23 protein-coding genes and 6 pseudogenes are annotated in these 26,064 nt (G+C 69.9%); 9 read left to right on the top strand and 20 right to left on the bottom strand.

The window, feature by feature from the left end:
- Positions 1-279: 279 nt before the first annotated feature.
- The 8 genes and pseudogenes from otnI to SMA5143A_RS40880 all read right to left on the bottom strand — a co-directional run bounded on the left by otnI (position 280) and on the right by SMA5143A_RS40880 (position 6,729).
- Positions 280-1,098, bottom strand: a complete 819-nt coding sequence (otnI, locus tag SMA5143A_RS40915) for a 2-oxo-tetronate isomerase (RefSeq protein ID WP_107467856.1) — start codon at positions 1,096-1,098, stop codon at positions 280-282.
- 47 nt (positions 1,099-1,145) lie between these two features.
- The gene (locus SMA5143A_RS40910) at positions 1,146-1,919 is read right to left on the bottom strand and encodes an aspartate/glutamate racemase family protein (RefSeq protein WP_258194036.1); all 774 of its coding nucleotides are present in this window, start codon (positions 1,917-1,919) and stop codon (positions 1,146-1,148) included.
- 178 nt (positions 1,920-2,097) lie between these two features.
- A complete protein-coding gene (locus SMA5143A_RS40905) occupies positions 2,098-2,961 on the bottom strand; it encodes a class II fructose-bisphosphate aldolase (protein WP_107467855.1) in 864 nt (287 codons plus the stop codon).
- On the bottom strand, positions 2,961-4,331 hold the full coding sequence (locus SMA5143A_RS40900) for a four-carbon acid sugar kinase family protein (protein ID WP_258194034.1): 1,371 nt from the start codon (positions 4,329-4,331) through the stop codon (positions 2,961-2,963). The genes SMA5143A_RS40905 and SMA5143A_RS40900 overlap by 1 nt, the downstream gene beginning before the upstream one ends.
- Before the next feature lie 409 nt (positions 4,332-4,740).
- Positions 4,741-5,127: pseudogene (locus SMA5143A_RS44910) on the bottom strand (lyase family protein); the annotation flags it as partial.
- Positions 5,128-5,279: 152 nt separating this feature from the next.
- Entirely contained in the window at positions 5,280-5,450 is a 171-nt protein-coding gene (locus SMA5143A_RS43375; RefSeq protein ID WP_181362272.1) for a hypothetical protein, read from the bottom strand.
- A 182-nt stretch (positions 5,451-5,632) separates the two neighbouring features.
- Positions 5,633-5,749: pseudogene (locus tag SMA5143A_RS45050) on the bottom strand (DUF4037 domain-containing protein); the annotation flags it as partial.
- Between the two features lie 542 nt (positions 5,750-6,291).
- Positions 6,292-6,729: a MarR family winged helix-turn-helix transcriptional regulator gene (locus tag SMA5143A_RS40880; protein ID WP_107467854.1), complete on the bottom strand. Its 438-nt coding sequence runs from the start codon at positions 6,727-6,729 to the stop codon at positions 6,292-6,294.
- 120 nt (positions 6,730-6,849) lie between these two features.
- Between SMA5143A_RS40880 and SMA5143A_RS40875 the strand changes: the two genes are divergently transcribed.
- The 5 genes and pseudogenes from SMA5143A_RS40875 (at position 6,850) to SMA5143A_RS40855 (ending at position 10,124) form a co-directional block, all read left to right on the top strand.
- Positions 6,850-7,347 (top strand): allene oxide cyclase barrel-like domain-containing protein, encoded by a 498-nt coding sequence (locus SMA5143A_RS40875; RefSeq protein WP_181362270.1) that lies wholly within the window; start codon positions 6,850-6,852, stop codon positions 7,345-7,347.
- A gap of 44 nt (positions 7,348-7,391) precedes the next feature.
- Positions 7,392-8,042, top strand: coding sequence for an NAD(P)-dependent oxidoreductase (locus SMA5143A_RS40870; RefSeq protein WP_107467852.1), 651 nt, complete (start codon positions 7,392-7,394; stop codon positions 8,040-8,042).
- Positions 8,043-8,167: 125 nt separating this feature from the next.
- Positions 8,168-9,304: an ABC transporter substrate-binding protein gene (locus SMA5143A_RS40865; RefSeq protein ID WP_107467851.1), complete on the top strand. Its 1,137-nt coding sequence runs from the start codon at positions 8,168-8,170 to the stop codon at positions 9,302-9,304.
- Between the two features lie 91 nt (positions 9,305-9,395).
- Positions 9,396-9,563 (top strand): annotated as a pseudogene (locus tag SMA5143A_RS44445) (transposase); the annotation flags it as partial.
- 66 nt (positions 9,564-9,629) lie between these two features.
- Positions 9,630-10,124 carry a hypothetical protein gene (locus SMA5143A_RS40855; RefSeq protein ID WP_181362269.1) on the top strand — a complete coding sequence of 165 codons (495 nt, stop codon included), beginning with the start codon at positions 9,630-9,632 and terminating at the stop codon, positions 10,122-10,124.
- 30 nt (positions 10,125-10,154) lie between these two features.
- Here SMA5143A_RS40855 and SMA5143A_RS40850 read toward each other — a convergent pair whose 3' ends face one another.
- Complete coding sequence (locus tag SMA5143A_RS40850; protein WP_107467850.1) at positions 10,155-10,766, bottom strand: TetR/AcrR family transcriptional regulator; 612 nt, start codon at positions 10,764-10,766, stop codon at positions 10,155-10,157.
- Positions 10,767-10,871: 105 nt separating this feature from the next.
- On the opposite strand from SMA5143A_RS40850, the gene SMA5143A_RS40845 reads away from it, so the two are divergent.
- Positions 10,872-11,687: an oxidoreductase gene (locus SMA5143A_RS40845; protein ID WP_107467849.1), complete on the top strand. Its 816-nt coding sequence runs from the start codon at positions 10,872-10,874 to the stop codon at positions 11,685-11,687.
- Positions 11,688-12,089: 402 nt separating this feature from the next.
- Here SMA5143A_RS40845 and SMA5143A_RS40840 read toward each other — a convergent pair.
- Positions 12,090-12,296 (bottom strand): annotated as a pseudogene (locus tag SMA5143A_RS40840) (GNAT family N-acetyltransferase); the annotation flags it as partial.
- On the opposite strand from SMA5143A_RS40840, the pseudogene SMA5143A_RS40835 reads away from it, so the two are divergent.
- A pseudogene (locus tag SMA5143A_RS40835) lies at positions 12,244-13,009 on the top strand (alpha/beta fold hydrolase); the annotation flags it as partial. The pseudogenes SMA5143A_RS40840 and SMA5143A_RS40835 sit on opposite strands and share 53 nt — an antisense overlap.
- 118 nt (positions 13,010-13,127) lie before the next feature.
- Here SMA5143A_RS40835 and SMA5143A_RS40830 read toward each other — a convergent pair.
- The 4 genes from SMA5143A_RS40830 to tap all read right to left on the bottom strand — a co-directional run bounded on the left by SMA5143A_RS40830 (position 13,128) and on the right by tap (position 18,437).
- Positions 13,128-13,670, bottom strand: coding sequence for a GNAT family N-acetyltransferase (locus SMA5143A_RS40830; protein WP_107467860.1), 543 nt, complete (start codon positions 13,668-13,670; stop codon positions 13,128-13,130).
- A 789-nt stretch (positions 13,671-14,459) separates the two neighbouring features.
- Positions 14,460-14,822 carry a hypothetical protein gene (locus SMA5143A_RS40820; protein WP_107467847.1) on the bottom strand — a complete coding sequence of 121 codons (363 nt, stop codon included), beginning with the start codon at positions 14,820-14,822 and terminating at the stop codon, positions 14,460-14,462.
- Between the two features lie 778 nt (positions 14,823-15,600).
- Complete coding sequence (tpg, locus tag SMA5143A_RS40810) at positions 15,601-16,158, bottom strand: telomere-protecting terminal protein Tpg (protein WP_107467845.1); 558 nt, start codon at positions 16,156-16,158, stop codon at positions 15,601-15,603.
- A 14-nt stretch (positions 16,159-16,172) separates the two neighbouring features.
- Complete coding sequence (gene tap / locus SMA5143A_RS40805) at positions 16,173-18,437, bottom strand: telomere-associated protein Tap (RefSeq protein ID WP_107467844.1); 2,265 nt, start codon at positions 18,435-18,437, stop codon at positions 16,173-16,175.
- A gap of 191 nt (positions 18,438-18,628) precedes the next feature.
- Between tap and SMA5143A_RS40800 the strand changes: the two genes are divergently transcribed.
- Positions 18,629-19,597: an ankyrin repeat domain-containing protein gene (locus tag SMA5143A_RS40800; protein ID WP_107467843.1), complete on the top strand. Its 969-nt coding sequence runs from the start codon at positions 18,629-18,631 to the stop codon at positions 19,595-19,597.
- 324 nt (positions 19,598-19,921) lie between these two features.
- On the opposite strand, the gene SMA5143A_RS40795 is transcribed toward SMA5143A_RS40800, so the two are convergent.
- Positions 19,922-20,473, bottom strand: a complete 552-nt coding sequence (locus SMA5143A_RS40795; protein WP_107467842.1) for a 2'-5' RNA ligase family protein — start codon at positions 20,471-20,473, stop codon at positions 19,922-19,924.
- A 161-nt stretch (positions 20,474-20,634) separates the two neighbouring features.
- Between SMA5143A_RS40795 and SMA5143A_RS43370 the strand changes: the two genes are divergently transcribed.
- Complete coding sequence (locus SMA5143A_RS43370) at positions 20,635-20,811, top strand: hypothetical protein (RefSeq protein ID WP_181362268.1); 177 nt, start codon at positions 20,635-20,637, stop codon at positions 20,809-20,811.
- Here the strand turns inward: SMA5143A_RS43370 and SMA5143A_RS45045 are convergent.
- The 5 genes and pseudogenes from SMA5143A_RS45045 to fabG form a co-directional block, all read right to left on the bottom strand.
- Positions 20,801-21,171: pseudogene (locus SMA5143A_RS45045) on the bottom strand (IS701 family transposase); the annotation flags it as partial. The gene SMA5143A_RS43370 and the pseudogene SMA5143A_RS45045 sit on opposite strands and share 11 nt — an antisense overlap.
- Before the next feature lie 191 nt (positions 21,172-21,362).
- Entirely contained in the window at positions 21,363-21,797 is a 435-nt protein-coding gene (locus tag SMA5143A_RS40785) for an ATP-binding protein (protein ID WP_107467841.1), read from the bottom strand.
- A 649-nt stretch (positions 21,798-22,446) separates the two neighbouring features.
- Positions 22,447-23,625 (bottom strand): thiolase family protein, encoded by a 1,179-nt coding sequence (locus tag SMA5143A_RS40780; RefSeq protein WP_107467840.1) that lies wholly within the window; start codon positions 23,623-23,625, stop codon positions 22,447-22,449.
- Between the two features lie 29 nt (positions 23,626-23,654).
- Positions 23,655-25,307: a long-chain fatty acid--CoA ligase gene (locus tag SMA5143A_RS40775; protein WP_258194032.1), complete on the bottom strand. Its 1,653-nt coding sequence runs from the start codon at positions 25,305-25,307 to the stop codon at positions 23,655-23,657.
- The gene (gene fabG / locus SMA5143A_RS40770) at positions 25,301-26,059 is read right to left on the bottom strand and encodes a 3-oxoacyl-ACP reductase FabG (protein WP_107467839.1); all 759 of its coding nucleotides are present in this window, start codon (positions 26,057-26,059) and stop codon (positions 25,301-25,303) included. The genes SMA5143A_RS40775 and fabG overlap by 7 nt, the downstream gene beginning before the upstream one ends.
- Between the last annotated feature and the right edge of the window lie 5 nt (positions 26,060-26,064).

The raw sequence follows: 26,064 nt of genomic DNA, 5'->3' as shown, positions 1-26,064 counted from the left end.
CTGTTGAGGGTGGTGATGTCGATGGTGGGCACGGCGGCGATGACCTCGCCGGTGTAGGGGTTGTGCACGAGCGTGGTGTCGGTGCCGAGTGTGATGCCGGGGGGCACGGCGGTGTCAGACACGGTGGGTCTCCTTCAGGACGGGGCGCGTGGGGGCGGAGTCGTCGTCGACGTGACGCTGGTGGATGGCGGTGATGTCGCGGGCGGCCGGGTCGGCGGTGAGGAGTTGTGCGGTGGAGGTTGTGTCAAGGTGACCAGGTCGGGGTCGAGGCGGTACCGCTCATCCTCGTGGGCTTTCTGCTCGGTGGCTGCGGTAGTCGTCGAGCCAGCCAAGACCTTCGCTCGTGCCGGCGCGGGGGCGGTACTCACAGCCGATCCACCCGTCGAAGCCCAGCTCGTCGACCACGTCGAGCAGATGGAGGACGTTGAACTCACCCTGGTCGGGCTCACCCCGGTCGGGCACACCCGCGATCTGCAGATGACCGACCCGGCCGGTCGGCAGGTCGCGGCGCAGTGTCGTGGTGAGGTCGCCCTCGACGATCTGGCAGTGGTAGAGGTCGAGCTGCACCTTGAGATGGGAGGCTCCCACCTCCCGCACCACGGCGTGGGCCTCGGCCTGGGTGCTCAGGAAATACCCCGGCATGTCTCGGCCGTTGATCGGCTCGATCAGGATGTCGACGCCCGCCGCATCGGCCCGTTCCGCGGCCCAGGCCAGGTTGGTCAGGTAGGTGTCGCGGTGCTTGGCCCGCTCGGTCGGTGTCGCGTCCGGTCGGACCAGCCCGGCCATCAGGTGCACCCGAGGGCAGCCCAGCACCCCCGCGTACTCCAGCGCCCGGTCCACGACGGAACGCGTCTCCGCCTCACGTCCGGGCAGTGCCGCCATCCCGCGCTCTCCGGATTCCCACGCTCCTGCGGGTGCGTTGAAGAGCACCTGCACCAGGGCGTGTTCGTCGAGCCGACGGCGCAGCTCGGCGGCGTCGTACGCATAGGGGAAGAGGTACTCGACCCCCTGGAAGCCATCAGATGAGGCCGCGGCGAAGCGGTCGAGGAAATCGTGCTCGGTGTACATCATGGACAGGTTCGCTGCGAACTTCGGCATGCTGGCTCCTGTGTTGCGGCAGGGGACGGCCTCGGTCAGTGGTTCAATCACCTCGCTCCGCAGCCTCCCTGCCATTGCGTTTGCGTGGTCTCCCAGGCGCTCGCTGCGGCATGGGCAGGTTCAGCCGTCTGCTCGTGCAGCACACGCACCGCGTTCTCCGTTCCGCTGCGCGGGCTGGAGAGCACGGGCTTGCCGACGGCTTCGGTGATCGCGGGAGCCAGCGGTGCCATGGACGCCTGGGCCAGCACGATCACGTCGACTTCCTTGGCCAGCGCCCGTGCCCCGCCCAGCACTATCGCGTCATGGCCGTCGCGGTCACCGGACATCAGCACCGAGAAGGCCCCCTCGCAGAGCAGCTCCTGGACGGTGATGTCGCGACCGACCGCCCGGGCCTTCTCCTCGACGAGGGCACGGGTCGGCGGCAGCGTCGTGGGGACCGTCGCCAGGACGCCGATGGCGTCCGCGGTCTCGACCGCTGACGCGGCCATCGCGTCGTCGATCTTGACGATCGGGACGGAGACCAGGCGTCGGGCCACGTCGATGGCCGGACCGACCGAGGAGCAGGCGGAGAAGATGACGTCGGCGCCCGCGGCCTGCGCGGCTTGGGCCAGATGCACCATGCGCTGCGTGCTGGCAGGTGAGACCTCGCCGTCGCGCACCACGGCGGCGAGCACGTCGCTGTCGACGAAGTGCAGGACCTTGGCGTCCGGCGCGAGTTCCGAGAGGTACTCGTTGATGACTGAATCAGGGCTGACGAACAGCAAGCTGGTGTGCAGTACGGCGATCGAGGCCGTGGGGGACATGGTGGCAGTGGTGGACATGGTGGCTCCAACAGGGTGCGGGTATGCGGCCGCGTGCCCGGGAGGGCACGAGAGCGCGGGACAGTGTGGGTGCGAACCGCGCGCGGCGCGCACGGCCGGAAGGGGACGACGGTCTTGAGTCCGCCGGTGCGGTGCGGTGCGGTGCGGTGCGGCTCCAGGCGGCGGGGCCCCGTTCAGGTCATGCGTTTGTCCCCTCGGTGCGGGGGCTCAGGCGGCCGATGACCTCCAGGGCGGCGTCCCGGACCGCGTCGCGGCCCGCCGCCCACAGGCAGACGAGGTCGGAGCCGGGCAACGCGGACGGGAGGGTCACGCGGGTGGCCTCCAGATAGGCGCGGCGCAGTTCGGCGTTGACGTTGACCTTGGCGACGCCTCGGGCGAGGGCGCCGTGCAGCTCCTCGACGGGCAGACCGCTGGCGCCGTGCAGGACGAGTGGGACGGTTACGGCCTCGTGGATCGCGGCCAGTCGCTCCAGGTCCAGGCGGACCGGGTGCTGGGTGAAGCCGTGGACGTTGCCGACGGCGACGGCGAGCGCGTCCACGCCCGTCGCGGCCACGAATGCGGCCGCTTGCTGCGGGTCGGTCATCGCCGCGGTGTGTGCGACGGCGTCGGTGGAGACGTCCTCGTCGCCGGGGAGGGCACCGAGTTCGGCCTCCACCCAGGCGCCGTGGTCGCGGGCCCGGCGGACCGCCTGCTTCGTCAACGCGATGTTCTCGGCGAACGGCAGGTGGGAGCCGTCGACCATGACGGAGGTGTAGCCCGCCTCGAGGCAGGCGGTGATCTCGTGCAGGTCCCGGCTGTGGTCGAGGTGTACTCCGAGAGGGGCCGTGGAGCGTGCGGCGGCGTCCAGCGCCAGCCGCATCAGGGCCTCGCGGCCGGCGTGCTTGAAGGGACTGGAGCCTGCCTGGATGACGACCGGCCGTCCGGCGGCCTCGGCGGCGGCCGTGATGCCCTGCACCGTCTCCAGGTTGTAGGCGACGAACCCGGGCAGGGCGTGACCGGCGGCCGCGGCCTCCTTCAGGGAATCGGTTCCGTGCAGCAGCATCAGGCACTCCTGAGCAGGTCGAGGGCGTCGGCGAGGGCGTCGGCGCCCCCGACGTTCCCGGCGAAGACGATGTAAGGGATGCCGGCGGCGGGGCCGTCCACGGGCTCCCAGAGCGAGACGATGCCCGGCAGCAGCGTGCCCCGGGCCCAGGCACGGCGGATCTCAAGGCCGTGGGTGGCGGTGTCGCTGGAGGTGATACCGCCCTTGGCGACGACGAAAGCGGGCCGCCGGGTGGCGTTGACCTGGCGCACGGCCTGAACGAGCGCGGCGGAGACCCGGCGGGAGATCGCCAGACTGTCGTCCGCGTCGGCACCCGTCACCAGCACGCGAGAGGTGCGGATGACGGCGTCGGCCGAGTCCAGCGCGTCGGCGGCCGCGGCCGCGACCTCGGCGATGTGGGCGTCTCGCCGCTCCTCGTCGAGCAGCAGGGCCACGTCCAGCTCGTACTCGGCGATCCCGCCTCGCTCCCGCAGCCGGTCCAACTGCCGTGTCGTCAGCGCCACATGGGACCCCACGACAATGAGACCGTGCGGTGTGTTGCCGCGCAGCGGGCGCAGTTCGGCCGGGGTGAGCGGTGCCCGCCCGGCTTGTCCGGCACGGGCTCTGACGAAGGACGGCCCGACCCGGTACAGCAGCCGCGTGCCGTTCTGCTCCGCCTGCGCGAGGGCCAGGGCGAGCACCCGCAGGTCGTCGTCGCACACCGCGTCGACCACGGCCACTCGTCCGCCGCGCAGCGAGGACAGCAGCCGCGCCGTGTGCTCCGGGCCGCCGCCGCGCAGGTCGTCGAGGGTGACGGGCAGGACCTCGTCCGCGGGCACGCGTCCGCCCGTCTTCTCCTGGACCCACTCGGGCAGCGAGGAGCTGCGGTAGCCGAAGGTGGCGTCGCGGGCGAACTCGCTCATCCCGACCGGGAGCAGCCCGTCGGCGGTCCGCATCCAGTGCTTCGAGCCGACGGTCAGCCGGCCTGCCTCGATGTAGGCGGGGACCAGCACCACGCCGTCCGGAGCTCTGCCGTCCAGCCCGGTCAGTTCTTCGGCGAGGACGTCGGTCTCCAGCGGGAAGTGGCCGCGCAGGGTGGAGTCGCCGCGGCTGGCCAGGACGTAGCCGGTGCCCTCGGCCGCGGCGGCCGCGTGCAGGGCGCGGACCACCTCGCGGTTGCGGGCGGCGGCGTCCTCAGCAGGCAGGCTGCGGGTGTTGGTGAGGACGAAGAAGACGGCGCTGTCCTGGCGCAGCGCCCAGCGCAGGTCGTCCACCGCCCAGGACGTCAGGACGGGCACGTCGGCGACCGTCTGGGTGCCGGTCGGATCGTCGTCGAGGACGACGAGACGGGGACCGCCGGATATCCGGGCGGCCACTTCCGCGGCGCTCACCTCACGGACTGGGGGCAGCCCTTGAAGCACGGCTGCCTCGGGGACGGGCCGCGTCTGGGCATGGAGGGGTAGGGACATGGCGAATTCCTGCTCCATCACGGGTGGTTGGGGGTGAACGTCAGTCGGGGTCGCGCTTGATCACGTCACACCGAGGCCTGACCGGGTCCCGCGACGGCCTCGGGACACAGCAGCTCGGCGAGGGCGCCGACGGGCAGCAGGCCTTTGTCCAGGACGAGTTCCGCGACCCCGCGTCCGGTGGCGGGGGCCTCCTGAAGATGCCGTTCGCCGCCTCGTAGCCGATGTACGGGTTGAGGGCTGAACAGGCCGATCGAGTTCTCCACCGCCGCCCGCAGCGCCTGGGTGTTGGCCGTGATCCCCGCGACGCACCGCTCGGCCAGCGCCAGGCACGCGCGGTCGGACAGACGTCGTTCGTCGACTGGCCGAGGTTGACGTCCTCGTGGGGGTGCAGGTGCTCGTACCGGCCCCTGGCGTGCCCCAGCAGCTCCAGCGCCCGGTTCGCCACGACCTCGTCGGCGTTCATGTTGGTGGAGGTGCCGGCGCCGCCCTGGATGACGTCGACGACGAACTGGTCGTGCAGCTTGCCCTTACGGATCTCACGGCACGCCTGGACGACGGCGGCCAGAGCGTCGATCAGATGCGGGCAGGCGGCAATCGGCGCGCCTGTGATGGCGAAGTTCTCCCGGGCGCGCAGCGTGTGGATGCCCCAGTACGCCTCGGCGGGAACGCCGCGATGACCGGGCAGGTCGTGCTCGCTGCGGTGCGCTACGGCGGTCATGGCAGGCCGGGCCTTCTCTCGGAGCGTGTTCAGGCGTGCGGGGTGTGCGGGGTACGGCAAGGGGGCGAGCGAGCACGACCCACCAGGGCGGTGCGACTTGCCACGACCACGCTGCGGAAGGTCTGGGCACTCTCACCGCCGTCGGTATCGGCTCAGAACGACTCGTCTTTCGCCTTGTCGCGGGCGCCGCCGAACGGCAGGAACCAGACGGTGCCGCCGTAGAAGGGGACGGGTGCCTTCGGCCATCGCCGGGCGGGCGGCAGGACCTCGGCCCGGAGGCCGTCACAGGGGGCGAGGGCGAGGCGGTGGTTCTGGTTCGTCATAGGCCGATTGCAGCAGCGGGTCGGGCGGCGCGTCCAAGACTCAATCCCGATGTGGCTTATAGGGCGGCCCTATAAGGCGATCTCTATCGCGGTCCACCCGGCTCTGCGTCCGGGAGGCCATCGCCACGGCAGACGGCAGACGGCAGACGGCAGACGGCAGACGGCAGACGGGCTGCGGGCGGCTGGAGGCGGGGCCCCCACTCGTGGTCAGCGGAGCGGACAGTGTCGAATCCGAGGACTTGCGAGCGGCTGCCGACGCGGGCGGCTGAGTGCACCACCCCCGGCGCGGCTTCGTCCAGCGGCGAGTCTGCGTGGAGCCGGTCGGCCCACGTTTGCGCGGACCGCGGCAGAGGCGGCCAGGCAGGGATTCCGCCGAGGAGGGAAATCCTTGGGAGCTACCGGGTGGATAGGTCAGGGACCTCCGCCGCAGACTGCGGAGATCCCTACGGTCCTCCAGCGCGACCCGGAGCGCGCTGACGCCATCCACACCGATGCACTCGGCGAGCGCGGTCTCGAGCCCGGCCAGTATCCGCATCGTTTCCCCGGGCGGCGTCGGACGCCGGCCGCCGAGAGGAGCACGAGCTTCGGGGAGGCCGTGCGGGCCCAGCGGCAGTCGGCGGGACGGCGCCAGTACAGAACGCCGTGGACCGTCAGCGGACCACGAAGTGGAACGACTTGTAGTGAAGTCGAAGAAACTCCGCAGTCAGCCGATTCCGCGACCGTGTGGTTGAGCCAGTGCTCGACGTCGAGGAACAGTGCCTTCTCGACGGCGAGGATCTGCGCAGTGTGCGTCCCCAACACATGACTCTCGCGACGACGGCCGGAGCGGTGCGCCCGGTTCTCACCCGTGTGCGTCGCGGAGGGTGCGCAGTGTGCGTTCCAGGTGACGGCGATCCTCCGCCGAGAGCAGCCCGGAGACATGCGTGCGCAGGTGGGAGACGTGCGTTGCCATGGCGCGGTCGAGTGCCGCGGCACCCTTGTCGGTCAGGACGGCGAGTGCGGCCCGCCGGTCGTGCGGATCGGGGTCGCGGCGGATCAACCCTTCCTTCGCCATGCGGTCGGCGAGCCGGGTGAAGCCGCCCGAGCTGAAGGACACCGCCTCCGCCAAGTCCGTCATACGCAGCCGGTGTTCGGGCGTTCGTCCCAGGCGCAGCAGTACCTCGAACCAGGTCTCCGGGATGCCCAGATCGCTGTGCACCAGGGGCTTGAGGCGGGTGAAGGCCTCTACGAACAGCCCGTAGAGCGTCACGTCGTCATCGTTGAGTACTTCCTCGTTCACGACCCCAGAGTGGCATAAGCCACGCAGAGAAGAAGCTGCCGTTGCAATATCTTGCTCGGCAGATATATTGTCTGCATCGGCAGATAATTTCTGCGTGCCCCCACCGATGTGGAGCCGATCATGCGCAAGCCCCTCCTCTCCGTCCTGGCCGCCGCCACGGCCGGAGCCCTCACCCTCGGCCTGGCTCTGGATCCGGCCACCGCCGACGCCGCATCCGACGCCTCGCACCCGGACCGGCACCGCACGCTCACCATCAAGGCCATCGAGACCGGCACCGCGATCAACATGGTCAATGTCGCCCCCGCCCTCGGCGACCAGCTCATCGGCACTGGCGACCTCACCACCCCCGCAGGCCGCGAACTCGGCACCAGCAGCTTCGTCGGCGTCTCCACTGACGCCAAGCCGCGCACCGCCGAACTGCTGACCTTCGTCTACGAGCTGCCCGACGGAAAGATCACCACGTCCGGCACGGCCACGCTCTCCGCCACCGGCCCCGTCTTCGACGAGCGGTTCGCCATCACGGGAGGCACCGGCGCATACCGGAACGCCACCGGCCAGGTGCGCGTGGTGCAGGAGACAGTCGAGCGGGCGAAGGTCACTTTCACCATCCAGCGCTGACCACTCGACGAGTACGACACGCACGAGCACACACGGAGTCACCTGTGAAGATCCTTCTGATCGGCGCCACCGGCATGATCGGCTCCCGCATCGCCGCGGAGGCGCTCAGCCGCGGCCACGCGGTCACCGCCGCCACCCGCTCGGGCGGCGTGGACGCCCTGCCGGAGCACCCGGAGCTGACCGTCCGCACCCTCGACGCCTCCGCAGCGGACCAAGTGGCCCGGGCCGCCGCCGGACACGACGTCGTCATATCCGCCGTCTCCCCGCCCCGCGACGGCTCCGACCCGGCCGCTCCGCTGCTGGCGACCTACCGGTCCCTGACCGACGGGCTGCGCACCGCCGCCGTACACCGCCTGGTGGTCGTCGGCGGCGCAGGCAGCCTGAGGACGGCCTCGGGCCGGGACCGGGTCGACACCCCGGACTTCCCCGCGATGTACAAGGCCGAGTCGCTCGCCCAGCGCGAGGTGCTGCGCCTGCTGCGCGCCGAGGCGACCGATCTCGACTGGACCTACGTCTCCCCGGCCGACGAGATCGCCCCCGGAGAGCGCACCGGCACCTTCCGCCTCGGCGGCGACGACCTGCTGACCGCCGAGGACGGCACCAGCTTCATCAGCGCCGAGGACTACGCCGTGGCCCTCGTCGACGAGGCCGAGAAGAGCGCTGCCATCCGCCGCCGCATCACCCTCGCGTACTGACCGGCGGGGGACGCGCGCACCACAGGGCGGCCCCGGAGGCCTGCCCGGCCGCCCGCTCGTCCCGTCCCCGCCGGAGCAACAAGGTTGCTGCCCGTTTCATCACCCTCCCTGGAAGGAACACGGCCATGCCGATGGCGCGACGTCAGGTACTGGTGGGCGGCTCGATCGCCTCCGCCGCTCTCGCGGTCGCAGGAGCGAGCGGGTTCGCGACGACCCCGCCGGCTTCAAGCCGCCGCGCCGACACCCGTGAGGAGACCAAGAGCCTGGATCAGCTGTACCGCGAGGCGAGGGCGGAGGGCGGCACGCTCGTCGTGTACGCCGGCGGAGACACCGCCACCCAGCAGGACGGCAACAAGGCCGCCTTCGAGAAGGCGTTCCCGGGCATCACGGTGAACATTGTCGTGGACTACAGCAAGTTCCACGACGCCCGCATCGACAACCAGCTCGCCACCGGCACCCTCGTCCCCGACGTCGTCCAGCTGCAGACCCTGCAGGACTTCCCCCGCTGGAAGAAGGAGGGAGTCCTCCGTCCCTACAAGCCAGCCGGCTTCTCCCGCGTCCACCCAGCCTTCAAGGACCCCGACGGGGCGTGGACCGGCATCTTCGTCGACGCCTTCTCCACCATCTACAACATCGACGAAGTGCGCCACGGGAAAGCCCCGGCCACCGCTCGCGACCTCCTCGACCCGCGCCTCAAGGGGAAGATCGTCTCCACCTTCCCGAACGACGACGACGCGGTGCTCTATTTGTACAAGCTCATCGTCGACAAGTACGGCTGGGACTGGCTGCGCCGGTTCGCCGCCCAGGACGTGGCCTGGGTACGCGGTACGCAGGAACCCGCCGACCGGGTCGAGGCCGGCACCGCCGCCGTGGCCCTCGGTACGGACGGCATGCTCACCCCGGCCGACGGCATGAAGACCCGATTCGTCTTGCCCCGGCACGACCCGTTCATGGCCTGGGCCCAGCGAGCCGCCATCTTCAAGGACGCGAAGCATCCCGCCACCGCGAAGCTGTACCTGAACTGGTGGCTGTCGAAGCAGACCCAGTCCGACTTCTACATGTGGTCCGTACGCACGGACGTGGCCCCGCACACCGGCTACCGGCCCATCTGGGACTACCCCAACGCCCACCTCGACGGCTTCGAACACTTCATGGCCGATCGCGCCCTCGTCGAGCGCTTCAAGCAGCAACTCACCCTGTACGTAGGTGAGGTGACCGGCGAACCCTCCCCGCAGTGGCTCGGCCTCCACCCCGGTCGCTGACACGGACGCGGCTCGGATCGCGAACGAGAGAGGCTCCAAGACCGTGCCCTGATGGCCAGTTAACGGTCATGCTGGGCATGGGGAGTGGACGGTGGGGTTGATCGTTCCGGACGCCTTGTGGGAGTTGGCAAGGCCGTTGCTGCCGGCGGCGCGGATTCGTCCGCAGGGTGGCGGGGCCGCGAACCTCGATAATGAGGCGGTGTTTGCCCCGATCATCTACGTTCTGGTCAGCGGCTGCGCCAGGCGGGCGTTGCCACCGTGGTTGACCGGCTCGCCTGCCTCACGCAGTTCGGCCGTGCTTCTGGGGGACCCCGGAGGCCCCACCATGCCCAGCAACTTCAGCAGGCGCCGGTTGCTCACGACCGGTGCCGGTGTCGCGCTCGGCGGTGCCGCCGCCGTCGCCGCGCAGAGCACTGCGAGCGCCGCCCCGGCCGTCGGCTCGTCGCTCACCGGCGTCCGCGAGAAGACCCGCTCTCTCGACGAGTTGTACGAGGCGGCGATCGCCGAGCGCGGCAGGCTCGTCCCGTACCAGGGCGGGACCGTGGACAGCCAGGCGGCCGGGGTGCGTGCCGTGTGGGCCCTGGAGCGTCTGGACTTCACCCGCTGGGGGCGTGAGGGCAAGCTGCTGCGCTACAAGCCGGCCGGGTTCTCCAAGGTCCACCACGCAGTCACCCTGCTGCGGGTCACCCAGGGGTTGCTCGCCAACGCGTGCGAGCACGCGAGTCACCGCACGGCGCCCGGGTCGAAGCCGGTCCCGTCATCGCGCACCTCGACGGCCGCCGCCCCCTCCTCGCCGTACACCAGGGTCACCTGCACCTGATCGGCGCGCCGAACGGCGCGCCCAGCGCCCTCACGAAGGCCGTCGGACGCGGCGCTGCCGGGCAGGTCTGGCGTCCAGCAGCGCGAGGGCGTCGCGGACACCCTGGTCGAGGACGTCGTCGGCGAGCTTGGGATCGGCCAGGGCGCGGGCGAGCTGGAGCGTCCCGACCATCATGGCGAAGACGCCGAGCGCCTGTGCGCGTGCCGAGGGCGGGCTGTCGGGTGCCAGGCGGGCGGCGATGTCGTCGATGACGGTCAGCAGGCCGTCGGTGAACGCCTGCTTGGTCGCCTCCGCGCATCGCCCGATCTCGTCGAGGAGAGCGGCCGTGGGGCAGCCGTTCTCGGGGTTGTCACGGTGCTCGGCGGACAGGTAGGCGCGGATGAACTGTTCGAGCCCGGCGCGGCCGGGCGCGAGTGCTTCGAGGCTCGCGTTCTGCGCGCCCAGCTGGTCGGCGACGGCGTTCGCGACGAGGTCCTCCTTGGAGGCGAAGTGGGCGTAGAAGGCACCGTTGGTCAGCCCCGCGTCCGACATCAGTGTGGAGACTCCGGAGCCGTCGATGCCGTCCTTCTTGAACCGGCGGCCGGCGGCCTCGATGATCCGCTGCCGCGTCGCCTGCTTGTGCTCTTTCGCGTAGCGCGCCACGCGCTCCTCCTCGTAGCTCCGGCGGAGAGGCCGCTTGCCGCTCTCCGTCTCCCGCCCTAGAGTAATTGCATTACGATCGTAATCCAATCAACCAGGAGACCCATCATGACCACGAACCGGCAGGTAGCACTCGTGACCGGAGCATCGTCAGGTATCGGCAAGGCGGCTGCCTCCGCGCTCGTCGATGCGGGATTCGAGGTCGTCGGCACGAGCCGCCGAGCCTCGAACGGCGACCGCCGCGAGGGCGTGACGTTCCTCGACCTCGACGTGGCCAGCGACACCTCGGTCGCCCGCGCGGTCGACCGCGTGATCGAGAAGTTCGGGCGGATCGACGTCCTGGTCAACAACGCCGGCATCGGTTCCGCCGGCGCCGGGGAGGAACGCTCCCTTGCCCAGGACCAGCAGCTGTTCGACATCAATGTGTTCGGTCTGATCCGCATGACCAAGGCCGTCCTGCCGCACATGCGCGCCCAGGGCGGCGGCCGGATCATCAACCTCTCGTCCGTCCTAGGATTCGTCCCCGCTCCCTACATGGCCGCCTACGCGGCGTCCAAGCACGCCGTCGAGGGCTACTCCGAGTCCCTGGACCACGAGGTCCGCCAGCACGGCGTCCGCGTACTGCTCGTCGAGCCCGCCGTGACCAGGACCGCGTTCGAGGCCAACTCCCCGAAACCCGCCACGCCTCTGCCGGTCTACGAGCAGCAGCGGCAGGTCTTCGAGCGCCTGATGGGCGCGGCGATGAAGGACGGCGACGATCCCGCCACCGTCGCCAAGGCGATCGTCGCCGCGGCGACCGACCCGAAGCCGAGGCTGCGCTACCCCGCCGGACCGACCGCCGGACGCGTCAGCGCCCTGCGCCGCCTCGTCCCCTCCCGGGCCTTCGACCGGCAGATCCGCAAGCTGAACCAGTTGCCCGCCTGACCGACACTCCCATGCCCCGCCACCACGACCGGCACCAGGAGCCTTCCGTGGACCTGTCCACCAGCACCTCACCGCCGAGCCGCCCCACAGCAGCTCCAGCTCCAGCTCCAGCTCCTGCTCCTGCTCCTCGCCGAGCTTGTCGTCCGCCGCCGAGGCGAGCGGGCGACCCTCTCCGATCCGCTCGACGGTCTTCGATCGCCAGCCAACTGGTCGCGCTGGAGCGGGAAGGCTGCACGAAGGTGTTCCAGGCGGCCATCGATGAGAGGGCTTCGTTTGGCTCTCGGAGTCCTGGTGTGTGATCGCGCCGAGTTGCGGGCCTGTTCGCGTGGTGGCCAGGCAGATCCAGTCGAAGCCGTCGTATCCCTCGGTGTCGAGATGTTGTGCTCGGCTGAGCCCGGCGCGTATCGCCACGCGCTGGGAAGCGAGGTTGGCCGGTCGAACGCGTGCGATCAGCGGTAGGTCGGGCAGGTGACGGGATGCCCAGGTGACGACAGCAGCCGCGGCCTCACAGGCGAAGCCCTGGCCCCAGGCCGAGGTGGCGAAACGGTGGGAGTCTGCGCACGGGGCGCCCGCGCTCGCCGAAGGGGACGTGGAGACGTCCTTCGGCACTACGCACGTCTACCGCTACGGCCCCGCGAACCAGGCTGCCCCATCCCGCACTCCCGTGGTCCTGGTGCACAGGGCGGGCTCCTGCTCCGCCATGTGGTACTCGAACACCCCCCCGCCCTCAGCGCCCGGTCTGCGCGATCGACACCCCGGGCGAGCCCGGCCGCAGCGTGCAGCGCGAACCCATCCACCGGCCCGAACACGCGGCGCAGTGGCTGGACGAGACGCTCGCCGGGCTCGGACTCGACCGCGCCCACCTCGTCGGCTGGCTCCTACGGCGGCCGGCTCGCCCTGAACCAGGCACCTCAGGCCCGAGCGCCTCGCCTCGGTCACGGTGCTCGACCCCGGCGGCCTGGAGAAGGCGGGTCTGCGCTTCGGCGGGTCTGCGCTTCGTCGTCTGGATTTTGGCCAGCCTCTTCGCGACCTTCGCGCCCAAGGTGTTCCGCCCGCGACTGGCGGCCTGGCTCGACCAGCCGGTCCTCGTCGTGCCGGAACTGCGCGCGATGGTCGGAACGGCGGGTCGCGCCTACCGCATACGCCGCCCCGCGCCGCTTCCCCTGTCCGAGGAGGAACTGTCCACCATCAGGACTCCGCTCTACCTGGTGCTCGGCCAGCGAAGCCTCCTCGTACACCCGCAGCGGCAGGCCGAGCGTGTGCCGCGCCTAATCCCCGGTGCCCGAGCCGAGATCATCTCCAGCACCGGCCACGGACCGTAGATCGACCACGCCGAGGAAGTCAACGGCAGAGTGCTGAACTTCATGGCCTCCGTCGACTGACAACCGCCCACGCCGACGGGCCAGGACGGCACCGGGGAACGCCGGCCGGAGGCCGCCTTCAGCGAGTGGTCGTGGCGTACTGGTCCGACGACAACTCGAACACTCGTACTCGTCGGCCGCAGGTGGGATTGACGGTCTCACGGATCAGATGCATCCCCAGTTTGCCCATGATCCGTTCGGAGGCGTCGTTGCCCACTTGAGCGATGCTGACGATCCGCTCCAGCCCTCGCTCTTCGAACGCGAACCTTACAGCGGCCGCAGCTGCCTCGGTGGCCAAGCCCTGCCCCCAGTGGGAACGTCCCAGCCGCCAGCCGACCTCAACCGCCGGCAGTACCTCCGGCAAGAAGTTGGGCACCGAAAGGCCGGTGAACCCGGCCAGCTCGCCAGTGGACCGGATCTCCACGGCGAACAGACCGAAGCCCTCTGATTCCCACTCGCTCTCCCATGCCTGGATCCCGCCGCGAGTCTGCCGTTCGTCACGGACGCTGCCGTCACGGATCCACCGCATGACCTCGGGGTCGGCATTGACGGCAGCCATGGGCGCAACGTCATCCTCGTGCCAGCGGCGCAGGATCAAACGGGGAGTCTCAAGCCTGACCATCCGATCATCCTGGATCACAGATGGGGCTCTCCGCCATTACTCACCAGGCACTCCTCAGAAGGCCCGCATTGGGGGGACACCGCGCAGGCCTCTCACACGTCCGCCCCCGCCGGCGAGGGCGGCACTCAGCCCTTCCCCGTCCCAGCCCGCCACCCGTCCTTGCCGGAACCGGTCCCGACCGTTCCCTTACAGCGAGGGGTAGTTCAGGAACAGGCACTGAAAAACTTCGCCACCGGCTTGTGGCTGCGGGACAGCGCGGGCCGGGCCGAACAACGGCGTCGCGCGCTGTCGCTGTGGGACGAGGACATGCGTGACCGCCACCAGCACGAGCAGGAGACCGGTAGACCGGCCACACCCCGGCCCCGGCGGCATGACCGGCGCCGACCGCCGCGCCGAGATCCGCGACTGGCCGATCGGCTCGGCCTGGACCCGCTCAGCGCCCCGCCCCCGGGACCCCACCAGATCCCCCGGCGGCCGCTTGCACAGCCGGTCTGACATCCGTCAGGGGCTGCGCCGTCTGGCGGGGCAGGCCCAGGGCGTCGGCGACTTGGTCCACGAACAGGGGGCCGCGATTTGGGAACTATGCCCTCGTCCCCGAATCGGCGGTAGTTCCTCGGGGAGACCTTGAGGCGGTCCACAACGTCCCGCGCCCGCAGCCCAAACGCCCGCCGGAAGTCCGCAAGCGTCCCGGTCTATTGCTCGGCCGGCCCATGAGCTGGAAGAGGCGGACCCCACACGACAGCGCCCCGCCCCTGGGCTGGGGAGGACGGGGCGAGGCGCCACAGAAGATCAGATGTTCGCGCAGATCGCGTACAGCGAGATCCCGACGTCGCCGTACCGGTTCTGACGGCCCAGACCGACCCAGCCGCGCCCGTCATCGGTCGGGAAGGAACCGACCAGGATCGCGTCAGAACCCTGCGCCTCCGCACCGCCCCCCACAGCGACCTTCCCAGCCGGGCAGTACACCGTCCGCCGCTGGAAGTTCGGCACATTCGCGTTCGGCAGCTTCACCACTTGGTACCCGTCGACCGCCGCGGCCGCCGCCTTCGGCTTGGCCGGCGCCTGACTGTCCGCCGCCTGCGCCGCCCACCCGACGCCCGACACCAGGGCCACCGCCAACGCGCCCGCCCCGAGAGCCTTCAAGCCTCGCATCCTGCTCCTTCACGTCCGGCAAGGACCCGACAACCGGGCCCTCATCGCAACCACCACCCTGCCCGGCCAAACCCCCCAGAACTCCGGATACAAGGCCAAACGCCCGCATGTGAGGAACGGGTAGCACACCCGCCCAACTCGCGCCCGACGACCGCCCCAGGTGCGCCGCCTTCACGAGGTCGGCACCGATACGAAGGCGGGGATCGTCGTCCCCAAGGGCGGCGGGCACACCTGGCTGTCGGTGGACGAGCTCGGCGCGACGGGCCAGCTGGAGTCGCTGACCTGGCTCAAGGCGCGATGGAGGCGATGCTCCGCGGATCGCCACACACGGAACGGACACGCCCGGCATCGCCGGGTCGCTCATCACGAACCAGGTCCGTGCCTACGACCTGCTGCGGATGTTCGGCCGTGAGGGCCACCCGACCCCGCTCGGTGCCGCGTTCGCCGAGGACGCGCGGATCAATCCCGCGTTGCCGCCCGCCATCTGGTGCAAGCGCTGCGCCAGACCTCCTCCCGCTCCCAGTGCAGGGCCTCATCCCACCACCGGACGACCTCCGTATCGGCCCGCAGGCCGCCGCCGTGGCGCCGGGTGGGGGAGTTGCGCACGTCCACTGCCGCAGCACGCCGGCGGCAGGCAGACCGTAGCGGTCTGCGGCCCGGTTGATCAGTGACGAGGTCGGCTTCCCGGACAGCGGCACGTTCCGTCATGTCTCTGTTGCCACTGGTCCCCCTCTCAGTGGCCTTTCCCGCCTCCTGCCCGGCCCCCGGCACTTTCCGGTTACAGCTCGAACTGGAGGTCGACGAGGTCGTTGAGTTCCACTTCGAGGCCGTAGGCGCGGCGACCGTTGTCGCGGAAGTACACCTCGCCCAGGGCCTCGGCCGCGACCTGACGTAGCTCGTCCTCGTCGACTCCGGCCTCCTGGGCTTCGAGGAGGCGGGCGGCGTGACGGGGCGGCAGGGCGAGCGTGAGGTGACGCACGCGGGCCTGGTCTGTGCTGCCGACGGCGGCGGTGTAGCCGAACCTCGCCTGTACATCGATCATGATGCCGCTCGTGGTGGCCGCGGCCTTCTTCGCCCTGGCTCTGATCTGCGGCTGCCAGCGCACGCGGACCTCACGCTCCAGCCGGTCGGCGAGTTCCGGCCGGGGCTTTTTGATCTGGTTGTTCACATAGCGTTCGACGGTGCGCTGGCTGATGCCGAGCAGCTCGGCCACGCGCCGGGTGCTGCGCTGGTGCTGCCTGACCAGGTACCGCATCTGCGCCCCGGCCGACTTGGGAACGGGACGCGTGAACGCGCCCTGCACCGCCTTGTCGAGTTCCTCCCCGACCGTGACCATCGCCGTAACGCTCCCTATTCTCCGGTGTCCATGGCGGTGACCTCGCCGGTCTTGATGTAGCGGGCGAGGTTGGCGACATGGCCGTCGCCGGCGAGCTGTTCGAGGACGTCCGCACCCCACAGCACGCTCTGGGTGCCCTCGTGCTTGACCATGCCGGGCGAGACCCCCAGCCGGAAGCTGCCCGGCACGGTCTTGCCGTCGGCGCCGTAGGGCAGGACGTCCAGCGGGCTGGGGCCGTCGGCCGCGTACACCGCACAGTCGGACAGGACCGCGACCGGGTAACGGCCCGTGGCCGCCGCGAGGTTGAGCATCTTGCGGTGCATGTTGATCCGGGCCCGGGAGATGACGGTGGCGCGGATGTCCGGGCGCCACGTCGGCCGGGCGAGGGCGGGCCAGGCCTGCCCCGGCTTCCAGCCGCCGCCGCGCGCCTTCTCCTGCAGCTTGCCGATCCCGCCCTTGACGGTCATCTTGACCGCGTCCACCACGATCCCCAGCTCCGGATCACGGCTCTTGTAGCCGTCCATCGCCTTCAGGAACTCGGCCGGGGACAGCTTCTCCGCGACGCCGAGGTCCGCCATGGTGGCGACGTAGGCATCGCGCAGCCGCTTGTACCAGCCGTCCAGGAACCGGCCGCTCTCCCGGCGCACCCACGCCTCCACAGGCACGACGTCGTAGCCGAGTTCGACGGCGTAGGCGACCGTCGGCGTGGCGTACCAGGCCGGGCCCTCGGGGCGCTTGCCGGTCGGCGTGAACGGGCTGGGCAACAGCGCGCCGTCGAGGTCGCGCCACTGCTTGGCGACCTTCACCCGGGACAGGTCGACATGGGAGAGGTCGACCAGCCAGGAACCGGGCACCGCCGCGTCGAAGCCCGGGCGGGTGACGTGCACGGGCGGCGAGGCCAGGCCGACGACGGCGCCGTTGGCGGCCGCACCGAAGGCAAGGTTCACATCCAGGCCGACCAGGTGCCGCTGCATGCACTCGGCATCGGTCAGATCCCGCGCCCAGTCGTAGGCCTCCTCGAACAGCCTCTCGCCGGGGCCGCGCACGTGGAAACGGGGCAGATGGGCCAGCACCGGGTGTCCGTCGGTCGCCTCGCACGGCGCGGGGTCCATCGGCTCCGTACCCAGTGACCCGGGCCGGTGCTCACGGTGCCGCCTGCCGTCGGCGTCGGGCTCGCTCGCGCGGGTCGGCGGGCTGAGCGCGGTCATCAGCTGCAGCCCTGTCACAGCGGTGGAGCCGACCGGCGTCATCACCCGGGCCGCGTACACCCCCAGCACCCGGGCGAGCTCCGGCGGCGAAAGCTGCGCGGCATGGCCCCAGGCGCGGCCGTCCAGGGCCCGCCAGGAGGGGATGCACAGCTGCACGCACTGACGGCGGCTGCCCTGGGCGGGGCGGTAGATCCGCGCCCACGGCCCCAGCCCCCGCTTGGTCAGCCGCCAGTCGGCGCGCTCGAGCTGCCTGATGACCTTGTGCCCCTCCGCCAGCCGTCCGGCGAGCCGCTCGGACTCCGACAGGGCGGCGGGCAGGCCATAGCGTTCGCACGCTGCCTCGGTGAGCACCAGCAACGGGTCGGCGTCCTTGCCCGAGCCATGCAGCTTCTCCGACCCCAGCTGCGCCTCGGTGAGTGTCCACTCCACCAGCGCGGGCAGCGACTTGGCGGGCACGTCCAGGATCAGACCGCCGACGCCGTAGCCGGTCACATTCCGCTCGGAGTCGGCGTCGAGGACGAGCAGCGGGCCGTGCGCGTACGGCCCGCCGGGCGCGGGAGTGTTCGCCGGGGCGAGCTTCTTCGCAGCAGGGCGGCGCGGACCCGAGGCGGCCCGTTCGGCACGCGGCGCACGCGGCGGCGGCCCGGCGGCCGGGCCGCCCGTCGCCGGGGCAGTGGCCGAAGGTGCGGCGGTGGGCTCCTCGGCGCCAGGCGGGACAGCAGCTTCCGGAGCCCCGCTTGCGGGCTGGGGCCGCGTCGTGGGCGCCACGGGAGTGACGGTCCGCGTCGCCGGGGTATCCGTGTCCTCCTGCGGAGCGCCGGAGCTCTCGGCGGCGGGGTAGAGGGTGGCGAGCTGCTTCAGCAGCCGCGCGTACGCCTCCCGCTCCGGGGGCCGTGGCTCGGACCTGCCCGACTCCCAGCCCCCCACGGTCGCCCGCCGCACGCCCAGCGCAGCGGCCACCTCGTCCAGGGTGAGCGCGTGCGCTTGGCGCAGCCGCCTGCGCTCGGCCGGCAGCGGCAGCGGGGACCGGGATGCGACCAGCGCGTCGACCGCGTCGAACAACTCGGACATCGAGACACCTCCGTCCCCACCTTATCCCGAAACGCCACTACCGCGTACCTATAGCGTACAGATCACGTACCGATAGCGTACCTATAGCGTACAGACGGTGTTCGCGGTGATAAAGTCCGGTCGCCGAACCTGGATGGGTGACAGCGTGACGAAGCAGCGCGAAAGCATGGGGCGTGGTTCGAGGGGGAGCGGTGACAGCACAGAGTGACGGCTGGGCCGGCATGGGCTGGGACTGGACGGACGCCGACGACATCCGCCGGCGCCTCGACGACGGGGCCGATCCGGACAGCTGTAACGGGAGCCGGCCTTTGCACCGGGCAGCGGTGTCCGGCTCCCCGGAGGCTGTTGCGGAGCTGGCCCGCCGGGTTGCGGATGTGAATGCGCTTCAGGACGGGGTGACGGCCCTGTGGGAAGCCGTCGTGTCCCGGAAGCCGGCCAACGCGCGGGCGCTCGCCGCTGCCGGGGCGGACCCCTGGCGGCCATCGCTCGGCGGCTGGTCACCGGGGCGGCTGAGCCTGGCCGGACCGACGCCCGAGCTGTTCCCGGCGCCGGAAGGAATAGCTCTGACTGACACCGAGCGTGCGGCAGCACAGGAGGCCCACCGCCTCACCGTGGCGCTGGGTGAGTTCGACTACGACGGCACGGGCCTGGCCTGCGTGGCAGCCATCGACGCGGCCGAAGCAGTACGCCGTCTTCAGGCCCCGCCGGTGGTGGACGACGGCCTCCTCGACGTACTCAACGAGCTGGTGGAGGACCCCTATGCGCACGACATGGACGAGAGCCTGCACATCGTGGGCGTGACGTCCGTGCCGGGCGGCTGCGTGGTCACCCAGCCCTGGGGATACGCGCCGCAGATGCCGGGCGTGCTGATCCGGTTGTCCGCCGGCACCCTCTGCTACGGCCTCTACGCCAATCCCAAGAGCGGCAATCAGGGCAGCATCGCCCGCGACGGAATCATCGAGGGCTCGGACCTGCATCCCGGCGGAGACCCGGACGAGGACGACACCTCCGCACAGGTGCTGGCCGCCTACCTCTACCAGCACAACGCCGTCGCCTACGCCTGCGCCTTCGCAGGCCTGCGCCTTGCCGACCGGCGCGCGGTGACCGGGCCGCCGGATGTGTGGGCCGAACTGCCCCACCGCGACTACTGGAGCCACTGACTCGGCAAGGAGCCGCTGACCGTGCAGAAGTCCCGCCACCGCCTGGCCCGCGCGGTCTGCTACGGCGGCCGGGGCCAGATCGGGCAGGCGTACCACGAGGGCCGGCGGATCAGCTGGCCAGTCTGGGTCTCGTCTCCCGGGCTCGCCGCCCGGGCGGCGGCGGATCACGGTGTGGAGCATGTCCTCGGTGATGGCTTGGGGCCTGCCGCCGTGCTTGCCCTTGCGGGGCGCGGTGTCGAGCCCCTCCAGCTGGATTCGCGGATGTTTTTCCGCTCGGTCTCTGCCATCGCGGCCTCCCTCACCAACAGGGCAACGGCTGACCGGTCAGCGCAACGGCGCCGATGCCAGTGAGAAGGAGGCCCGATGGCGCCACTGTGTCCCGTCGTGGATGAGCAAGTCGACCGTCGAGACCTGCGCGATGACGGGGAGACCTGTGAGCAGGTCGGCCTCGGCCTTCGCCAGGACAACCTCGTCCTGCCCCTGGGCGACGGTCAGATGCGGGACAACATCGTCGAACTGCCCGCCGAACGGCGGGTATTCCGGCCACCGCTCCACGATCGCCTCGGTGAGACTCCTGAAGCCGGCGTCCGGTTCGGGGGCGAGATAGAGCACTCCAGGGAACCGACCGCAGTGGTCGAACCGGGCCTCGAAGGACTGGTGCCGACCCACTGCCTCACTGATCACGGCGCAGACACCCTCGTCAACACGGCTCGCGTCAAGAAACGGGAAGAGCACGGTGACATGCGCCGGAACACCGGCTTCGGCCGAGGGATCAAGCCGGTCACGCCACGCTCGAACCAGAGGCTCCGCCTCCGGAATCCTCACGATCAGCCCCGACTGCCCTGCCTGGAATTCCCGCACGTCGTCATCCGCCATCGGGTCTGTCTATCAGCGGGCCCCGGCCGGCGGCGACCTGATAAACACCGTCATGCCAAGCAGGACGGCGCACCGCCCAAGCACATAGCTGGGACCAAACACGGCCCCGGCTGTCAGTGGAAGCTTGCCCCACCGGTGTCGTCTGGTGACATGATCACGGCATGACTGCAGTGCTGCCGCGGACGATCCGGGTAGTGGACACCGATCACCTCCTCCTGCTGCAGCGGGAAGCGGCACGCTTGGGCTTCAGCCAGCGGCTCCCTGCTGAGCGCGACGGCGAAGGCGGACATCGCTGCCCGTATGAGGCGGGCGCTCAGCGTGAGGGAAACCTTGTTTGAGCTCGCGGTAGTCGTGTTCGATGCGCCAGCGCCTCTTCGCCCACCGCACCAGGTCAGCGGCCGGTGTGGTGGCGGGCAGGTTCGATATCCAGTAGTTGGTCGGAGTGTCCTGGCCGTCCGGCCATTGGATGAGGAGCGTCCGGACGGGCAGGACGCCGTCCAACGGCTGCGGCCGCCGTCCGCCTCCTGAGCCGTGGCCAGGGACTGCTTGCCCGAGGGCCGCACGGACAGCACCGCGAACCGTGAGGTCATCGCGCCCTTGCTGCCCTGCCTCCAGGTCACCTCGGTGAACCGCTGCCCATCCACTTCCGCCGCGAGGGCGGAAACGGCTCGCGGTGGGGTGCAGTAGGGGGGAAGGGTCAGTTTCGTTTGGATCAAGTAGTGGGTGCCGGATCGATGGACAGGGAAAGGCGTGCGCGACTGGACGATGATCTCGCCCCAGTCACCGGGGATCTTGTGTCTGTCCTCGATCGTGATCAGGGAATCGACTGACCCGAAGTCGGCATTGCCACTCGCGGCGACCGCTGCCCGCGCCCGAGGAGTCGAGCCCCTCATGACCTGCTTGTGGGGATGCCAAAGGCGCACCACGTCGTCCTGCCGTCATCGGTGACGCCCCAGTCGCGCGCGAGGACAGAGACGATGAGCAGACCACGGCCCGAAGTGTCGTCGCCACCGGTCACCCGCAGTGTCGCTGGAGCGCGGTTGTCATCGGTAACCTCGATGCGCAGTCGCGTCCTCGCGTTGAGCAGCCGGACTCGAACATCACCTGTTCCATGCTGGACGGCGTTGGTGACAAGTTCAGAGACGACGAGCACGACGTCATCAACCAGAACACCGGGGACGTCCCACTGCCTCATGACAGCGGCGACGTCTTCACGGGTTCTCTGAGCACAGGCTGTCTCCGGTGCGTGAGCGGCCTCAAAGACAAGCTGACTCTCGGCCAGTGACTGAACGGGCGCTTCCGTTGCGGCGGTGAGGGCAGTCATCCGGTTCTCCCATGGGTCGATGCGGAGCGGCGCCTGTACCTGTCCCCGCCGTGCTACCTATCGGCATCCTCTTCGCGGGGCTGTGGGGTGAGCCGGGCGTCCACGTCCACCAGAATTTCCGATTGAGTGTCGATGCCCGCACTGCGCTCGTGGACGGCTTGCCGAGCTGGCCATGGGCCGAGTGGTCCGGGAAGTGAACTCGTAGTGTCAATTCGATGCGGTGTCCACCACGTATGCGGTTGACAATAGCCATGGTCCAAGCCAGAGAAGAGGTATGAATACTCCACTCATCCCGGTCATCTGGTGGTTGGTTTTGCCCCTACCGGGGGAGGAGCGGCAAACGGGCTCGATTCGATGCGCAATGAAATGAAAGGGGATGGCTCTCTTCGGCCCGGCAGGCCGGCTGTCGGTTGCAGCAGTCCCTCGCTGGGGGATGCGGCTCGGCAGACCATGAAGTCCAACGCGGAGGGCGTTCGTCGCGAGATCGCACATCACCAGGAGCGTGTCGTGGACGGTGTCCCCGGGCCGGTCCTCCGCTTCGATGGGAAACCGGTGGCCGACGTGGCGCGGCGGTAAGCGCAGCCCTGGAGCAGTCACTGATCTTGGGCCGCTGCGACGGGAACGGCAGGACGGCCGCTGCTGATGTCTGCTACAACCGGCGGAACATGGCGGCAAGGGCTTGCCCCCCACCGATGCACAAGGTCACGACGCCGAGCTCGAGGTCGCGGCGAACCAGATCCAGTGCAATCCGCAAGGTCAAGATCGCACCGGTGGCGCCGACCGGATGGCCGAGCGCGATCGCACCGCCGTGGGGATTGACTCGTCCCGGATCGAGCTTCGCGTCGCGGATGCAGGCGACAGCTTGCGCTGCGAAGGCTTCGTTGACCTCGAACACGTCGATGTCCGAGGGTGCTGTGCCGGTTTTCTCGAACAGCTTGCGCAGCGCCAGTACGGGCGCGTAGCCCATCAGCTCGGGTTCCAGTGCCGCAGCCGCGACGGCTTCCAGTGCGACCAGGGGACGCAGGCCGCGGGTGATCGCCGCGGTTTCGCGGGCGACGACCAGCGCGGCGGCACCGTCGTTGATCCCTGAAGAATTACCCGCGGTGACCGTGCCGCCGGCGAGGAAGGCAGGCCGGAGCGTTCGCAGGGTCTCGAGAGACGTTCCGGGCCTGGGGTGCTCGTCCCGGTTGACGATCTGTGTCATCCGGCCCGCGATCTCGACCGGAACGATCTCGTCCGCGAAGATGCCACTCGCCGAGGCGGCGGCGCATCGACGCTGCGACTCGACGGCGAACTCGTCCTGCTCCTGCCGGGACACGTTGTACTTCTCGGCGACGTTCTCTGCGGTCATTCCCATGGGGATGTGGTGAAAGGGGTCAGTCAGCATCATGAGCGTGCCGTCGGCCAGTTCGCGGTGGCTCAGCCGGTAGCCGCTGCGGGCGCCGAAGTCATAGAACGGCATACGCGACATCGACTCGTCCCCACCCGCGAGCGCGATCTCGGCGTCGCCGCAGCGCAACTGCATCGCGGCCGACCACACTGCCTGCAAGCCCGAACCGCACAGTCGATTGACCGTGTACCCCGGCACGTGGGTGGGCAGGCCGGCGGCCATGGCGACGCGGCGGGCGTTGAAGGTGTCGGCGCCGACCTGGCCGACGCAGCCCATGACGACCTCGTCGACCTCGGCGGGATCGACGCCGCTGCGACGCAGCGCCTCGCGAGCGGCCGTTGCTCCGAGGTCGTGGGCGGCAACCGAACTCAGGGCGCCGCCGAAACTTCCGATGGGCGTGCGTGCGCCGTTGAGGATGACGATCCTCTCGTCCTGCATGGCACCTCCTTTCCGGGGACGGATCCGGCTCATGCGAAGCGGGTCGAGGCTCGAAGAGCCGTCTTCGACAGCTTGCCTGTGCCGGTCTTTGGCAGGGTGGTCATGAAGACGAACTCGTCGGGCAGCCACCACTTCGCCACCAAGGGAGAGATGTGCTGCAGCAGGTCCTCAGCGCTGGTGGCGCTGCCCTCGCACAGGGAGACGTAGGCGACAGGTCTCTCGGTCCAGCGCGGGTCCGGTCGGGCGATCACAGCGACTTCGACGACGTCCGGGTGGGAGGCGATGGCAGTCTCGAGTTCGACCGAGGAGATCCATTCGCCTCCGGACTTGATCAGATCCTTCATCCGGTCCACGAGCCGGAGGTAGCCGTCGGAATCGATGGTGGCCAGATCGCCTGTGCGCAACCACCCGTCTTCGGTGAAGCTGTCGTCTGCCTCGATACCGAAGTAGCCACCTGCCACCCAGGGTCCGGCGACCTGCAGTTCACCGACGGCGTGGCCATCATGGGGCAGCTTCCTGCCCGTCTCGATGTCCAGGAGCCGCATGCTCACCAGCGGGAGCGGCTGGCCCTGGGCGGCACGCACAGCGGTCTGTTCCTCGGGGCCGAGCTGTCGGTGCTGGCTGCGAGTGCCGCCGACGGCGCCGACGGGGCTGACCTCGGTCATCCCCCAGGAGTGTGTGATGGGCACGCCGACGGCGGTGCGATACGCCTCCGACAACGAGTCCGGGACCGCGGAGCCGCCACCCAGAAGGAACCGCACCGCGCGCAGGTCGTGAGCCGAGAGCCCAGGGGTCAGGCTGGTCCACACAGTGGGCACCGCCGCGGCGACGCTCACCCGTTCGGTCTCCATGAGCTGGAGCAGATGCCCGGGTTCCGCTGACAGCCCCGGCAGCACGAGCGAGGCTCCGGCCATCATCGCGCCGTAGGGCAGACCCCAGGCGTTGGCGTGGAACATCGGCACGATCGGCATGACGACATCGTTCTCACTGAGGCCGATGAATCCGGCCGCGAGGGTGCCCAGGCAGTGCAGGACCGTCGAACGGTGGCTGTAGAGAACTCCTTTGGGCGGTCCGGTGGTACCGGAGGTGTAGCACAGACCTGAGGCAAGGTGCTCGTCAGCGAGCGTGAAGGCCTGCTCGAACGAGCCCAGGAAGACAGCAGCACTGGAGATCAGCTCGTCATAGTCACGGACGCGCGGATCTGAGGGGATCGCGACGTCGCTGCCGTCCGGGAGCACGACCCAGTGGCGCACCCTGGGCATCCGTTCGACGCTGGGCCAAATCCGTGGCAGGAGCGCCCGGTCGACGAAGATCACGTCGTCCTCGGCATGGTTGACGATGAACTCGACGTGCTCGGGACTGAGCCGGATGTTGATGGTGTGCAGGACCCGCTTGGTGGCCGGCACCGCGAGATAGAGCTCGAGATGGCGCCGGTTGTTGCTTGCGAAGGTCCCGACCCGGGCGCCGCGGGGCACTTCAAGCTGTTCCAGCACCGTGGCGAGGCGCCGAGCATGGCCGGTGACATCGGCGTAGGTCAGCTGCTCGGTGCCGGCACTGGTGACGAGCTTGTGGGAGTAGAGGAGCTCGGCGCGCTCCAGGATGTGTGCGATGGTCAGTGGGCGCGGCTGCATGAGTCCCGTCATCACGTCGCCGAGGCCGATGTTGTCGTCTGGGCTCAGCATCGGGGACCACCCGCGACATAGAGGGTCTGACCGGTGGTGAAGGATGCCTCGTCCCCCACGAAGAAGGACACTGCTGCGGCGATGTCCTCGACCGTGCCCGTGCGACCGACCGGGATGTCGGCGGCGAACTCGGCGAGCAGTTCATCGTACGACTTGCCCATGCGCGCTGCGGTGGCCTCGAGCATGTCGGTGGCGATGAATCCGGGGGCAACCGCGTTGACGGTGATCCCGAAAGGCCCGAGCTCGATGGCGAGGGTCTTGGTGAAGCCCTGCAGACCGGCCTTCGCCGCCGCGTAGTTGGCCTGACCGCGATTGCCGAGGGCCGAGGTGCTCGACAGGGAGACGATCCGTCCCCACCGCTCCTGGACCATCCAGCGCTGTACCGCCCGGCTCATCAGGAAGCTTCCACGGAGGTGGACACTCATCACGCCGTCCCAGTCCGCGGTGGTCATCTTGAACAAGAGGTTGTCGCGAGTGATGCCGGCGTTGTTGATCAGGATCGTGGGTGCGCCGAGCCGCTCTGCACACTCCTCGACCGCCGAGTTGGCAGCCGCCTCCTCGCTGACGTCGGCTCCCAGCCCGACGGCGGAGCCGCCGGCAGCGATGATGGCGTCGACAACCGGTGCGCAGGAGGCGGCATCGAGGTCGACCACAGCTACGCGGTGGCCGTCTCCGGCGAGCCGTCGGGCAACGGCTGCACCGATGCCGCGGGCGGCTCCGGTCACGATCGCGACACGGGACTGGTCAGGCATGGGAA

Source organism: Streptomyces sp. MA5143a, from assembly GCF_900290235.1.
In the GTDB taxonomy this organism is placed as follows: domain Bacteria; phylum Actinomycetota; class Actinomycetes; order Streptomycetales; family Streptomycetaceae; genus Streptomyces.
This window is presented reverse-complemented; position numbering and strand designations above follow the sequence as displayed.

Bases quoted from the DNA above. Each gene is read 5' to 3' on its own strand.
- fabG (WP_107467839.1), bottom strand. From the start codon at position 26,059: ATGCCTGACCAGTCCCGTGTCGCGATCGTGACCGGAGCCGCCCGCGGC.
- SMA5143A_RS43375 (WP_181362272.1), bottom strand. From the start codon at position 5,450: ATGACGAACCAGAACCACCGCCTCGCCCTCGCCCCCTGTGACGGCCTC.
- SMA5143A_RS40780 (WP_107467840.1), bottom strand. From the start codon at position 23,625: ATGCAGGACGAGAGGATCGTCATCCTCAACGGCGCACGCACGCCCATC.
- tap (WP_107467844.1), bottom strand. From the start codon at position 18,437: ATGTCCGAGTTGTTCGACGCGGTCGACGCGCTGGTCGCATCCCGGTCC.
- SMA5143A_RS40910 (WP_258194036.1), bottom strand. From the start codon at position 1,919: ATGTCCACCACTGCCACCATGTCCCCCACGGCCTCGATCGCCGTACTG.
- SMA5143A_RS40855 (WP_181362269.1), top strand. From the start codon at position 9,630: ATGCCCAGCAACTTCAGCAGGCGCCGGTTGCTCACGACCGGTGCCGGT.
- SMA5143A_RS43370 (WP_181362268.1), top strand. From the start codon at position 20,635: ATGACTGCAGTGCTGCCGCGGACGATCCGGGTAGTGGACACCGATCAC.
- SMA5143A_RS40905 (WP_107467855.1), bottom strand. From the start codon at position 2,961: ATGCTGCTGCACGGAACCGATTCCCTGAAGGAGGCCGCGGCCGCCGGT.
- SMA5143A_RS40830 (WP_107467860.1), bottom strand. From the start codon at position 13,670: ATGGTCAGGCTTGAGACTCCCCGTTTGATCCTGCGCCGCTGGCACGAG.
- SMA5143A_RS40865 (WP_107467851.1), top strand. From the start codon at position 8,168: ATGCCGATGGCGCGACGTCAGGTACTGGTGGGCGGCTCGATCGCCTCC.
- SMA5143A_RS40845 (WP_107467849.1), top strand. From the start codon at position 10,872: ATGACCACGAACCGGCAGGTAGCACTCGTGACCGGAGCATCGTCAGGT.
- tpg (WP_107467845.1), bottom strand. From the start codon at position 16,158: ATGGTCACGGTCGGGGAGGAACTCGACAAGGCGGTGCAGGGCGCGTTC.
- SMA5143A_RS40775 (WP_258194032.1), bottom strand. From the start codon at position 25,307: ATGCTGAGCCCAGACGACAACATCGGCCTCGGCGACGTGATGACGGGA.
- SMA5143A_RS40875 (WP_181362270.1), top strand. From the start codon at position 6,850: ATGCGCAAGCCCCTCCTCTCCGTCCTGGCCGCCGCCACGGCCGGAGCC.
- SMA5143A_RS40785 (WP_107467841.1), bottom strand. From the start codon at position 21,797: ATGACTGCCCTCACCGCCGCAACGGAAGCGCCCGTTCAGTCACTGGCC.
- otnI (WP_107467856.1), bottom strand. From the start codon at position 1,098: ATGCCGAAGTTCGCAGCGAACCTGTCCATGATGTACACCGAGCACGAT.
- SMA5143A_RS40795 (WP_107467842.1), bottom strand. From the start codon at position 20,473: ATGGCGGATGACGACGTGCGGGAATTCCAGGCAGGGCAGTCGGGGCTG.
- SMA5143A_RS40820 (WP_107467847.1), bottom strand. From the start codon at position 14,822: ATGCGAGGCTTGAAGGCTCTCGGGGCGGGCGCGTTGGCGGTGGCCCTG.